Here is an 11206-nt window from a genome sequence, read left to right as displayed (position 1 = left end):
TCTTCGTCATTCTTTTGCTGTGAATACCCTGAAACGTATTAAACAACAGGGCAAATCCCCTCAAAATGCACTGCCGGTGCTGGCAGTTTACATGGGACACAGCGAGTACAAATATACAACCAAATACCTGAAGGTACTGGATGCAAAGCATCGCCGACAGATGCTTGATTTTTCAATGTCAATGAATGAGGCTATATGAGATTATCAAGTTGTTTACATCAGTTCTTTAATCAATATTTGCCCCGGATAAAAGGCGCCAGTGAGCAGAGCATCAGAACGTACCAGGAAACGTTCTCATTGTTTTTACCTTTTTTAGCCGCCCATCATTCAATCAAGCTCAAGTCACTGAAAATAGATCATTTAACAACAGATGCTGTGCTGTCTTTTTTAAATCACCTGGAGACCCATCGGAGAAACACCGTTCAGACACGAAACAACCGACTGGCCGTGATCAAGTCATTAGCCAAGATGATCCGATTCATGCATCCGGACAAAAAAAAGATGGCCAACGTTATCCTGACTCTGCCACAAAAGAAAGCTCAAAAGAAACTGATCGGATTTTTATATCCTGAGGAGATCATGAAAGTGTTTAATGCTGTTAATCTCAAGAAAAAAGAAGGGATGCGGGATTATACCATACTTCACGTTCTTTATGACTCCGGAGCCAGGGCCAGCGAAGTGGCAAGCCTTGATCTTGATTATTTTGATCCTGAAAATCAGACGCTTGCTATCCTGGGCAAAGGAAATCGGTACCGGCTTATTCACCTGTGGCCAACGACAGCATCGTTGATCACAAGCTACATTTTAAACTACCGTATCGACCCGATCCCTTTCTATGCCCACCGACTGTTTATCAATCAGCGGAAAAAAGAACTGACACGGCATGGCATTAATAAGATCTGCAGGAAATACTTAGCAAAAGCCCTGCCTCCAAAGCGTATCAAAAATCTGAGTCCGGTTCACAGTTTTCGTCACTCCTGTGCCGTGAGTATGCTGGCCTCAAATTACGCGGTCTCTGATATAAAAAACCGCCTTGGGCATCAAAGTATAGAATCCACAATGACCTATCTGCAGCTTGATTTGTCCAGGAAACGTGACATCCAAAAGAAATTTATAAAATATACACGACTGAAAATAAAACATGATAAAAAAATAAAAGAGTTAGTAAATTGGAAAAACAATGAAGAAATTTTAACCTGGTTAGACAGTCTTTAACGATAGGTACTGCCTGGCTCAGACACGGTGACCTACGTAGTAAAACAAAATATTATGTTGCGAGTTGTTTTAAAAAATCTTGAAATCACTTATAAGTTTTTGAATTTAATGGAAATATTAATTTGCATAGCCAAGAGTTAAAATCCTTTTAAAAATCAGGTGGTTAGAGCCGCTCACAACATAAGTCTATCTACAGTTGATTTAATTCTTTAATCAAAAGGCGTTGACTTCTTTTGCCAGTTCTCAGGGTAACAGATACTCAGTTGGGCAACTACTTGTATTCATAGTTTTATCATGTTTGTCATTGAGGCCTGGCACAAGATATGGTGGTTTAGAATAAATCGGGGATCGGCTTTTACCAATCCCCGTAAATTTTATTTGTAAAGATTATCAATCCAGTGGATAGCCTCTGTATCACTGACTTTTCCAAGATAACGCTGGGTAGTTGATAGATTCGCATGGCGGAGAATTATTTTTGATACGATTTCAATGGGAACCCCTGATCTGCTTGCGTAAGTGGCGGCATGTCGTCTAAGATCATGAGGGTTCAAATTTACATTTATCATTTTTCCTGTATTTTGAACAATTTCACGGGCTCTAGTGTATCCTAATGGAAACACGTTATGGTCATCTCCCATCTTTGCGGAGACGATATATTCCCGTAGACGATCCGCTATTTTTTTGGGGATAAAAACTATCTCAGTCTGATTTCCGCTTTTCGGGTCAGATAAAACCAACTTTCTGCCGTTCACATTCTTAGCTTTTAATTTCAGAACTTCCCCGACTCTCATACCACCTCTTGCCATCAACTCAAGCAGTAAGCGATTTCTGGAATGATTTGTCCTGAAAATAATTTCATCGACAACATCCCTATCCCCCTGTGTCAGGATAGATGTCGCCTCAATTAAAAATTAAATCGGGGGCAATGAGGTGACAAACATGGGATATCCTATCCAATCAAAAGAGGCTGTGTTAAAAAAGGTTTTACAGGGAAACAAACCCCTCTATGAAATCGCAAGAGAGTCTGGAGTTGGTCGGTCTACAATGGGCAAATGGTTAAAAGAATGTAAACAAAACGGAAACATAAAATTGAAATCAAAAGAAAAACGCCCCAAGGACTGGACAGCCGAAGAACGTATTTCAGCAATAATTCAAACGGGTTCCATGACTACTGAAGAACGCACTGCCTTGTGCCGCAAAACCGGTATTTTTATCCATAATCTGGACCAGTGGAAAAAAGATGCCATATCAGCAATGATTCCAAAATCAAATAAAGAACAGATTGAAAAAGACAGAAACTTTAAAAAAGAAATCGCTGCTTTAAAAAAAGACTTATCCCGCAAAGATAAAGCTCTTGCAGAAACTGCAGCCTTGCTGGTTCTAAAAAAAAAGCCCAAGAAATTTGGGGGGATCCAGAGGACGATTGATAAACCAAGAAGACAAACAAACTGTGTTGAATTTGATTTTAGAGGCTTGTAAATCCGGAGCTCGAAAAAGCAAGGCGGCCCAATTATTGGGACTGACCATTCGAACTCTCCAGCGGTGGGGTAAAAATGGTCTGTTGGACAGCCGAAAGGGTTCTCGAGCCGCCCCTGACAATAAATTTTCTGATGATGAGAAGACCCAAATAGTTAATGTATTAGAATCGCCTGAATTTGCTGAGTCCAATCCGAATCAGATTGTGCCGAAACTCGCTGACCTGGGAATTTATCTGGGTTCTGAATCAACCATGTACAGAATACTTCGTGAATTAAAAATGAATATGCACCGCCAATCAAGCCTGCCAGCAAAGAGGCATAGTCCTGATCCTTTGATTGCATAGTCGAATCAGCAGATTGAATCTGACATTACATTTAGTCTCTTTATTATTTACTTCAAAAACTTACTCAATAAAGGCTTAAAAATTGCGTTTAATTTTCTGTGGAAGAATCAAGTTTGCTTTTTATACATTTTTAGTATAAAAGAATCAGTTTTTTTATTAGTAAAGGTATTATGAATATTTCATCGACACATGTGATACATGGGTTAAAAACCGCTTTAGCAGCTGTCCTAGCCTATGCGACAACCATGCTTTTAAACCTTGAATTCGGTCACTGGGCAGTCATATCAACTGTTATCGTGATGCAGATATATGTGGCAGACTCTATAGAGATGTGCCTTTATAGACTTTCCGGCACAACTGTTGGTGCAATATTAGGTGTGCTGGTATTATTTGTTACCCCCCCAAACAGTATCTTCATTGGGGTAGCTTTGTTCATGACTATTGGAATATGCAGTTTTCTAACCCGTTACAAAACCCGTTATCGAATGGCAGCAATCACAGTTGTAATTATAGTTATGACTGGAATTGATGTTGAAAATATTTTTATTTTTGGATTATTCAGGGTCTTTGAAATTGCTATTGGTATCCTCTGTGCTTTTGTGATATCGGTTTTAGTCTTTCCTAAAAGAAGAGTTGATGTTCTTATGGAAAGGCTTGAATCTCAATCATTAGAGTGTACTAAAAAATGCTGTGTCCTGGTGGATGCTTTTATATCAAAACAGCAAAATGTAGAAGGCACGCTTGTAGATGACCTCGTCAGAGATGTTTGGGAAAATCATTCATTGTTACAAAAAATCAATCAACATGAAGCAATGATCTACCGTAAAAAATTAAATATAAAATTTTCTGATAAGGTATCACTCATGAATCGTTCTGTAGAACATTTGCGAAATATGGTCCGGACTCTTAATTCTTTGGATGATGACGGGTATGATATAATTATGTCTCCCGAACTTAAAAAACTTGCCGAAGAAAGTGGTAAAACGTTATCCGCAACTATGAAAAATGAATTTTTGGTTACAACAAATAAGCTTGAGAATATGGTTACAGATCTTGATATAAAGCTTTTAAATATCAGAAAAGAAGGTTTGATTCGCAGATTTGATTCAAAAAAACTGATACAGGTTTTTTCGTTTTACAGCAGCCTCCAATATTTTGCTGAAGATATACTTGCAGGAGCTAAAATCTGCAAATCATAATCGCATCAGGATCTCTGTGAATTTTATCTTGCTCTATCATCATTTCCCACGAGTATTTATGGTATTTTTCAAACAGGAGTCAAATTCCCCAATTTACCGAACGCTTCATCCACCAGTCCGGGCTTTTTAAATTTTTTCCAAATACCACATTAATAGTCGCTCACCAAAAGGTGTTGAATCAGGTTTTCTATGAAAAAACATGCAAACAATCTCTTGACCCATCAATAAGCAGTTGTATATTCGTTGGAAGCGAAACGCACTTCCTGATTTTATATTTCTATAAACCACGCACTCAATCTATTCAGCATCTTCCTACTGCTAAAGTTCTGTAAAACGTCAATTTGACCCATAAGGAGATCAAATGAGCACAGAGCAAAAAGTTATAAGAAAGCTCAGAGCCATTCTTAGTGCCGATGTCAAAGGTTACAGTCTTCTGATGACCAATGATGAAGCATCCACGATCCAAACACTGAAAGAATACCGGTGCATCATGACAGAAATAATCAACCAACACTCCGGCCGTGCTGTTGATGCCCCTGGTGATAACTTGCTTGCTGAATTTTCCAGTGTCGTAAATGCAGTTGAATGTTCCGTGGAGATCCAAAATGTATTGAAAATCAGGAATGACGATCTGCCGGATGATAAACGATTGGTTTTCCGTATTGGAGTTAACATCGGTGATGTCGTTCAGGACGGAGACAGCCTTTATGGTGAAGGGGTTAATATCGCAGCCCGCATTGAAGGTTTAGCTGATCCAGGAGGCGTTTGTATTTCAAGAGGTGCTTATGATCATGTCAGGAACAAGCTTAAGTGGGGTTATGAATATATTGGTGAACATTCTGTAAAAAATACGCACCTATATTTTCTTCTGTATAACTCTGAGTTGAGCGGTAAGCGGGTTAAAGGCACAATCATACAACACATTTGTTCATGTTAATGATAAAGTTTTTTTTCATATCGCTTTCATATTGCACAGCACTTTCATGATATATTATGGACTGATTGCTTGAATTGTCTTGTTTCTCTTTTTTTGAGCAAGCATATTGATCAGTGCTCAACAAAGCTGTCTTGCTCAGTACAACACTCGGTCCCTTTTCAACATTGAAGCCAGCTTTTCGAGCTTTTTGAAGGCATTTATGAAACACTTTTTTTGATACATGAAACGGTGGCTCTGCAACCAGTACTTTGCCACCTGGTTGAACAATGGATTTCAGTTCATGAAAAAAGGCCTCCTGATCCGGCACTTCATGAACCACATAAAACGCCAGTACAAAATCGAGCGATTCAGATACCCCTATGCCGCTTTCTTTGCATTGATGTGGCTGGATACGGTTTTCCAACTCAGTTAAGCGGATTTTTTCTTTGAGTTTCTGGAGCATCCCTTCCTGAAGATCAACGGCAAACACCTTCCCGCCTTCCCCTACCATTTGAGCCATTTCCATTGTGAAAAAACCAGGGCCGCAGCCAAAATCCATCACCGACATGCCGGGTTGTATATAGGGCCGCAGGATTTTTTCAGGGTTCTGAAGCCATTTTCTGAAGACATTGTCCAGACTGCCTGCGTTTTCTACCGGGCATACACGTTGTTCGTTTGCATTGATCATGATGTTTCTCCTGTATTTGTTTGATGTTTAGTACGTATACACTTAAAAGAAAAAAAACTATTTTTTTGCGAGCATGCGTTGAAAAAAATCTTCTGTTTTGGTTAAGAATTCCTCTATAACGGCGACCTTTTCTGGCCCAAGAGTTTTCCAATATTCCTTGTGACCACCGTCCATGGTTTCATGCCAGTGCTTATGGGCAAAATATGCTACCTTGCCTTTTGATGTAAGGGTCACGACTGTCCGGGATGAGTTGGCCGGGTCTGCATCTTTTTTGATGAGTTCTTTATGTTCGAGCTTCTTGAAACGTTGTGAGATCGCACCTTTGGTCACTCCAAACAATTTTGCCACATCGGTCACACTGGAGTTCTCGTTATCTCCGACAAGCTCAATGAGATGAATCTCTACGCCAGTAAGCATGGTGTCTGTGCCGTATTTTTTCGGTTCAGTTTCCATTTGCTGGGCCAATTTCAATATAGAGTTGAATTTTTGTTTTATCTTTTTCATACGCATAGTGTATACATGATAAACACTTGTGTCAAGGAAAAACCAAGAAAATATTTCCTTGATTATTATGGGGGGAGGGTAAAAGCAGTGAATAATTTAAATTCTAACGGAACTCATTACAACCAAAGATGAATTTGGTATAGCCGTTTGTCGCACACAAATTAATGTGGGGTTCTGTGTATCTTGCAAATTTGAATGATATCCGACCAGTTCTTTGAAATCGAATAAAAATTTCATAACAATATTTAAAGAATCAGTAAAGATATTTAAAAAATCAGTTTTGTTTAAAATATAGTTGATTCAGAAAAAATCTGACAGAATGTTCTTTATTGGAGATAAAAAACCTTCATTTGAGGAAGATATTCAGGTACTCAGCCAGTGATTATATTGTCTTTTTATGATCGCTGTACCCAGATTTTGTGTGGACTGAGCCCTCCGATTGCCAATAACCGCTTTTAAATTTCAATTCAAACCCTTGTAAGATAGACAAAGTTGACAGGATAACCATATCTCTGAAAGTTAATCCTACTGTTGATCAATGTTAAATTTTTTGATGTAAGTTGAATAAAATGGAATCTTAGTAATCTAAAATAAATTCCATTTCTATGGGTTTGATTTTGCCATTCAAAATCCGTTGAAAAACAACTGGATTTGATTTAAAAAAATTATAAGAAAGGATAGAGAATTTGTTAGGTTCAGCCATCCAAACAAACGAATTGATTGCAAACACCGATGGAAGTTTTTCTTTGGGCCAAAGTGAAAGAACTTTAGATTTATAAGGTTCTTTCATGGTTTCAATTTGTGCGATATAAGCGATAAACTCATGAAATGATTGGGATGTAATTTCTGCCCTTGATTCGAGAATACTATCGAAAAGCCTATGAGCCACTTCATGGGTGACCATTGAAGTTAAAAATTCTATCTCCATGGGGAAAACAGCAAACGCTTTTCGATTCCAATTAGCGCAACTTATCCAACTGGAAATTTTTATACATTTTGTTTTGGTATTGTATTGACACAGAAACTGGTCAATAGATGGCTTATGGCCTCGGCCTTTTTTTATTTTATTTCTGGCATTTCCCACAAACTCTATATCTATGGGTGTTTTTATTTCATATCCATTGATTTTAAAAAAATAGGTTGCTCTTTTTATTGCCTCGCATCCGATATAAACATCATGTCTGCTCCTGAATTTGACTTTACATTCTGGAAGACCACAGTCAGTCAAGAAGGTTTCAAAGGGAAATGAGTGAGTGGTCCATAAAGAGATAAATACTAAAAACAGTAGGCCTTTAGTTCGAATGTTATAATTATATCTTTCCGTTAAAAAAGACAGAAGGGATTTCATTAATCCACCTCTAATGTAATAAATATTGAAAATTATGGTCTATTCAATGGAAAGGAATTTCGAAATTATCTCAGAAGAATTAATAAATTATCCGGGATGAAAAACAAAACAAATTGTACTTCATAAATAAAATTTATTCGTCACTTAAACTATATATGGTTTTTTAAAATTTTTCAATTTTATAATAAAAAATTTTAGCGATTATTTATTATCTGTCAGGAGTCAAATTCGCCAAATTGCGAGCGCTTCATCCACCAGTCCGGGTTTTTAAAAATTTACCATAAAACAAGATATGGTATGGATAGATTTTTCAGTTTCAGATTTGAAATTATGCTATATGGGAAAAATAAAAATCAAAAGAACCAAAACCCCATTCAACCAAATTGGAGATAGATATTCCCCAAGGAGATCCAACTTTCAGACCTCGGAATGCACAAAGAACTATTTTCCAAAATATCAAAGAAAAAAACAATAACATCAAAAAGATTGGTGCGAATTTATTTTTGATTTTTAACAGTAGGAATAAGAACCTGGTTACTCTCAAAAACCGTGATGTTATTGTTAAAAAGGCCGATCTTTCTGATAAACCGGCAAAAAAACTATTTGTTATTGATGCTTTTGAATTGGGTGCGACTAAATATTTATTGGCCGATGCCCTTAAAATCAGCAGGCAAACGATACACAATTATATATAGAGCAAAAAAATATTCGGTACAGAAGGTCTGTTAGGGGGATATAACCCCAAAATGGGCAAAAATCTTGCAGAGCAACAAAAAGCTACTCAAAATGGACGTATGCAGGGCAATAAGACTGTCATTCTTGCTGAAGCAAGAAAAGCTAAGCGGATCGAAAATTAAGAACAGCAACAAGAGTTTGAATTCGAATTCGGTGAAGAATCAGTTCCTCTTGACGAACAACCCTTTAATGATCTTCATGATTAGAAGTTTACGCGGTTTGCGGGGGTATTCCCTTATTTAATCGTTTTAATCAATACGAATCAATGGCTGAGGCTGATAATGAGTTATTTTGGCCCTGCTTACAAAATATTTTTAGCTTTCTTGTTGATGGCGGCTCGCAATATCAAATCCATAGAACGATTAAAAAATGTTAATTAGGTATGATCTTACTTGATCATACATAGAAGAAATAGTAGAAGGGACCAACATTGTTTAGTAACCATCTTTTAGTGATGTGAACCATGGTATATTATTTGGGATTAGTAGGTATTGCAGCTTTTTCAATCACAGGCGTGATTGCTGCAGGCAAAAAAGATATGGATATTTTCAGCATTGTCTTGCTTGGGGTGGCCACAGCACTAGGCGGCGGCACAATACGGGATATAATCATAGATGCGAACCCTATCTTCTGGATAGCCGACTTGTCTTATTTATGGGTTTCAGTTGGAGCAGCCGTTCTTTCTTTTTTTGGGGTTAAATTTGTAAGATATGTTTTGCCCCTGCTTTTGTATGTAGATGCTTTAGGGTTGTCTTTATTTACTGTACTTGCAACAGAAAAAACTATTTCTTTAGGCTTTTCGAATACGGTGGCCGTGCTAATGGGAGTCACTACAGGGATTGCGGGGGGAATGATCCGAGATATCCTCACAGGCCGAATGCCTCTTCTTCTTGGTAGAGAATTTTATGCAACACCAGCATTGCTCGGGGCAATTTTATTTATAATCCTGGAGCATTTTTTCCCACTTCATGAATTTAATCGAGTATATGCCATTGGAATTATTTTTGTATTAAGGGCCTTTGCCATTCAATGGAAGTTATACTACCCAAGCTGGCTTACTTATGTTGATAGAAAATGATGATTACAATACTCATGCTTAATTATCCTTATGAAAACTGCCATAAGGCTTTAGAGGATCAATGATATCATCTCAAATCTTGATGAAATTCTTGAAGATCTGACAGATGGCACTGGGCTCATATGATTGAAAATCTCCTTTTAATGGCTGGGATTTTATAATTTAAAGGCCGCCATGAAAATAACGGCTCCCGAAAATGTCCCGACTGCGGTTCATCATCTGTCATTTTGAATGATATTAGCCCAGTGCCGTTGCATGGTTGCGTGAAAATAGATAATTGTTTAAAATTTTATAGGTGATAACATTTGGTCATCTGTTTATGAAAGAAAAATAAAAAGGCTACTGCAATGAAACCCGGGGAGAGTTTAAGCGGATCTTCAGACGGCATACTGAAAATCCAGTATTTTATCTATTTCGGAGTGATGGGGATTTTTCTGCCTTATTTTAACCTTTATTGCCATCACCTGGGTTTTTCCAGTTTTGAAATCGGTTCCCTGTCTGCCCTGAGAACCGCTATTACCATCGTCTTCTCAATAGGGTGGAGTATAGTTGCCGACCGGTATGCATGGAGAAAACCGATTTACGTTCTGTTCAATTTCCTCAGTGCCGCGATCTGGGTCTTCTTTCTGTATATCAAAGATTTTTCGGGTATGGTCATTGTGACCATTTTTCATACTATTTTCTTTGCGCCACTCATTGCATTTATCGAAGCCTTTGCAATGGATGAGCTGGGAAGTGGGGGTGGTGACAAGAACAGGTATGGTCGGATACGTGCCTGGGGCTCGGTGAGTTTTATCCTTGTTGTGGCCATTTTGGGCAAGATTTCCGATCTTTTCAGCGTCAATATTATTGTGGCCCTCATTCTGGTCGGTTACACGATTCAGGCTCTCTTCTCGATTCCCATGCCTCGGGCGAAAGCAAGGGGGGAACGATTTCATGCCAGAGTCAGAGAAATCCTCAATGTTCGGACCCTGATCTTTCTCACCTGCTCGTTTCTGATGATTTTCAGCCATGGGACCTATTATGGATTTTATTCCATCCATCTGGATAAGCTGGGGTACGGCACTTTCTTTATCGGGGCGACATGGGCTGTGGCCTCCATCGCTGAGATCGTTGTCATGATCAACTCCGGTAGGATTTTAAAATATGTCTCACTTGAAAATGTGCTCTTCTTCTCTTTTTTGGCTGCTACAGTCCGGTGGTGCCTTTTATGGCGTGCGGTCACTGTGTCTGAAATCATGATAGCTCAGATGCTTCATGCATTTACCTACGGGACCTTTCATATTGCCTCCATCCTGTATATGGACCTGCTTTCAACCGGGGAGACTCGTACCCTGGGGCAGGCTGTCAACAATGCCGTCTCCTACGGGCTCGGCATGATGGCCGGTTTTCTGTTGAACGGCTATTTGTATGAGGCATATGGAGCCCTTCTTTTTTTGATGAGCGCATGTGTGTCACTTGTCGGTGCGTTTGTATTGAAATTTTTGGGCCGCTGATTTGAACCTTATCGTGTTGGGGGGAGGGCGGCAGGGTGTTGAAAATCCGTTTTAAAAGCCGCTGAAATTACAAGATTTCTGAAATAGTGTTTTGAGGTAATTAAAGCCATAGCCATTTCCAGCCGGTTTGTGTAACCCTAATGACCCGGTCAAAACTGGTGTAATGGAATTTGATATTTTCTGAAAACTGCTTCATAAATGAATT

At 38.6% G+C, this 11206-nt stretch carries 12 protein-coding genes and 1 pseudogene; 9 read left to right on the top strand and 4 right to left on the bottom strand.

Features of this window, described 5'->3' with window-relative positions; all coding sequences use genetic code 11:
- Nucleotides 1-199, top strand: a pseudogene (locus Q1Q15_RS13530) (hypothetical protein); the annotation flags it as partial.
- Complete coding sequence (locus Q1Q15_RS13525) at nucleotides 196-1215, top strand: tyrosine-type recombinase/integrase (protein ID WP_300460794.1); 1020 nt, start codon at nucleotides 196-198, stop codon at nucleotides 1213-1215. The pseudogene Q1Q15_RS13530 and the gene Q1Q15_RS13525, both read left to right, overlap by 4 nt.
- A 374-nt stretch (nucleotides 1216-1589) precedes the next feature.
- Here Q1Q15_RS13525 and Q1Q15_RS13520 read toward each other — a convergent pair whose 3' ends face one another.
- Nucleotides 1590-2066, bottom strand: coding sequence for a site-specific integrase (locus tag Q1Q15_RS13520; protein ID WP_300460799.1), 477 nt, complete (start codon nucleotides 2064-2066; stop codon nucleotides 1590-1592).
- 88 nt (nucleotides 2067-2154) lie between these two features.
- Here Q1Q15_RS13520 and Q1Q15_RS13515 point away from each other — a divergent pair, with 88 nt between their 5' ends.
- The 4 genes from Q1Q15_RS13515 (at nucleotide 2155) to Q1Q15_RS13500 (ending at nucleotide 5173) form a co-directional block, all read left to right on the top strand.
- Entirely contained in the window at nucleotides 2155-2694 is a 540-nt protein-coding gene (locus Q1Q15_RS13515; RefSeq protein ID WP_300460792.1) for a transposase, read from the top strand.
- Nucleotides 2639-3037: a hypothetical protein gene (locus Q1Q15_RS13510; protein ID WP_300460789.1), complete on the top strand. Its 399-nt coding sequence runs from the start codon at nucleotides 2639-2641 to the stop codon at nucleotides 3035-3037. Before Q1Q15_RS13515 ends, Q1Q15_RS13510 begins: the two co-directional genes overlap by 56 nt.
- A 170-nt stretch (nucleotides 3038-3207) precedes the next feature.
- Complete coding sequence (locus tag Q1Q15_RS13505) at nucleotides 3208-4236, top strand: FUSC family protein (RefSeq protein WP_300460787.1); 1029 nt, start codon at nucleotides 3208-3210, stop codon at nucleotides 4234-4236.
- 361 nt (nucleotides 4237-4597) lie between these two features.
- Complete coding sequence (locus Q1Q15_RS13500; RefSeq protein ID WP_300460784.1) at nucleotides 4598-5173, top strand: adenylate/guanylate cyclase domain-containing protein; 576 nt, start codon at nucleotides 4598-4600, stop codon at nucleotides 5171-5173.
- On the opposite strand, the gene Q1Q15_RS13495 is transcribed toward Q1Q15_RS13500, so the two are convergent.
- The 3 genes from Q1Q15_RS13495 to Q1Q15_RS13485 form a co-directional block, all read right to left on the bottom strand.
- Entirely contained in the window at nucleotides 5148-5840 is a 693-nt protein-coding gene (locus Q1Q15_RS13495; protein WP_300460781.1) for a methyltransferase domain-containing protein, read from the bottom strand. The genes Q1Q15_RS13500 and Q1Q15_RS13495 overlap by 26 nt on opposite strands.
- A gap of 57 nt (nucleotides 5841-5897) precedes the next feature.
- Entirely contained in the window at nucleotides 5898-6344 is a 447-nt protein-coding gene (locus tag Q1Q15_RS13490) for a MarR family transcriptional regulator (RefSeq protein ID WP_300460778.1), read from the bottom strand.
- Between the two features lie 577 nt (nucleotides 6345-6921).
- A complete protein-coding gene (locus Q1Q15_RS13485; RefSeq protein ID WP_300460776.1) occupies nucleotides 6922-7692 on the bottom strand; it encodes a hypothetical protein in 771 nt (256 codons plus the stop codon).
- Between the two features lie 383 nt (nucleotides 7693-8075).
- Between Q1Q15_RS13485 and Q1Q15_RS13480 the strand changes: the two genes are divergently transcribed.
- The 3 genes from Q1Q15_RS13480 (at nucleotide 8076) to Q1Q15_RS13470 (ending at nucleotide 11001) form a co-directional block, all read left to right on the top strand.
- Nucleotides 8076-8387 (top strand): hypothetical protein, encoded by a 312-nt coding sequence (locus Q1Q15_RS13480; RefSeq protein WP_300460773.1) that lies wholly within the window; start codon nucleotides 8076-8078, stop codon nucleotides 8385-8387.
- Between the two features lie 503 nt (nucleotides 8388-8890).
- Nucleotides 8891-9505: a trimeric intracellular cation channel family protein gene (locus Q1Q15_RS13475; RefSeq protein WP_300460770.1), complete on the top strand. Its 615-nt coding sequence runs from the start codon at nucleotides 8891-8893 to the stop codon at nucleotides 9503-9505.
- Between the two features lie 347 nt (nucleotides 9506-9852).
- A complete protein-coding gene (locus Q1Q15_RS13470) occupies nucleotides 9853-11001 on the top strand; it encodes an MFS transporter (RefSeq protein ID WP_300460768.1) in 1149 nt (382 codons plus the stop codon).
- Nucleotides 11002-11206: the final 205 nt, after the last annotated feature.

The sequence above is a fragment of the Desulfobacula sp. genome (assembly GCF_030145145.1).
Taxonomy (GTDB): domain Bacteria; phylum Desulfobacterota; class Desulfobacteria; order Desulfobacterales; family Desulfobacteraceae; genus Desulfobacula.
The sequence above is the reverse complement of the archived record's forward strand: the minus strand, read 5'-3'. Positions and strand labels throughout refer to the sequence as shown.

What these genes read in the sequence shown, in the direction of transcription:
- Q1Q15_RS13525 (WP_300460794.1), top strand. Translation starts at nt 196, where the DNA reads ATGAGATTATCAAGTTGTTTACATCAGTTCTTTAATCAATATTTGCCC.
- Q1Q15_RS13515 (WP_300460792.1), top strand. Translation starts at nt 2,155, where the DNA reads ATGGGATATCCTATCCAATCAAAAGAGGCTGTGTTAAAAAAGGTTTTA.
- Q1Q15_RS13505 (WP_300460787.1), top strand. Translation starts at nt 3,208, where the DNA reads ATGAATATTTCATCGACACATGTGATACATGGGTTAAAAACCGCTTTA.
- Q1Q15_RS13500 (WP_300460784.1), top strand. Translation starts at nt 4,598, where the DNA reads ATGAGCACAGAGCAAAAAGTTATAAGAAAGCTCAGAGCCATTCTTAGT.
- Q1Q15_RS13495 (WP_300460781.1), bottom strand. Translation starts at nt 5,840, where the DNA reads ATGATCAATGCAAACGAACAACGTGTATGCCCGGTAGAAAACGCAGGC.
- Q1Q15_RS13490 (WP_300460778.1), bottom strand. Translation starts at nt 6,344, where the DNA reads ATGAAAAAGATAAAACAAAAATTCAACTCTATATTGAAATTGGCCCAG.
- Q1Q15_RS13485 (WP_300460776.1), bottom strand. Translation starts at nt 7,692, where the DNA reads ATGAAATCCCTTCTGTCTTTTTTAACGGAAAGATATAATTATAACATT.
- Q1Q15_RS13475 (WP_300460770.1), top strand. Translation starts at nt 8,891, where the DNA reads ATGGTATATTATTTGGGATTAGTAGGTATTGCAGCTTTTTCAATCACA.
- Q1Q15_RS13470 (WP_300460768.1), top strand. Translation starts at nt 9,853, where the DNA reads ATGAAACCCGGGGAGAGTTTAAGCGGATCTTCAGACGGCATACTGAAA.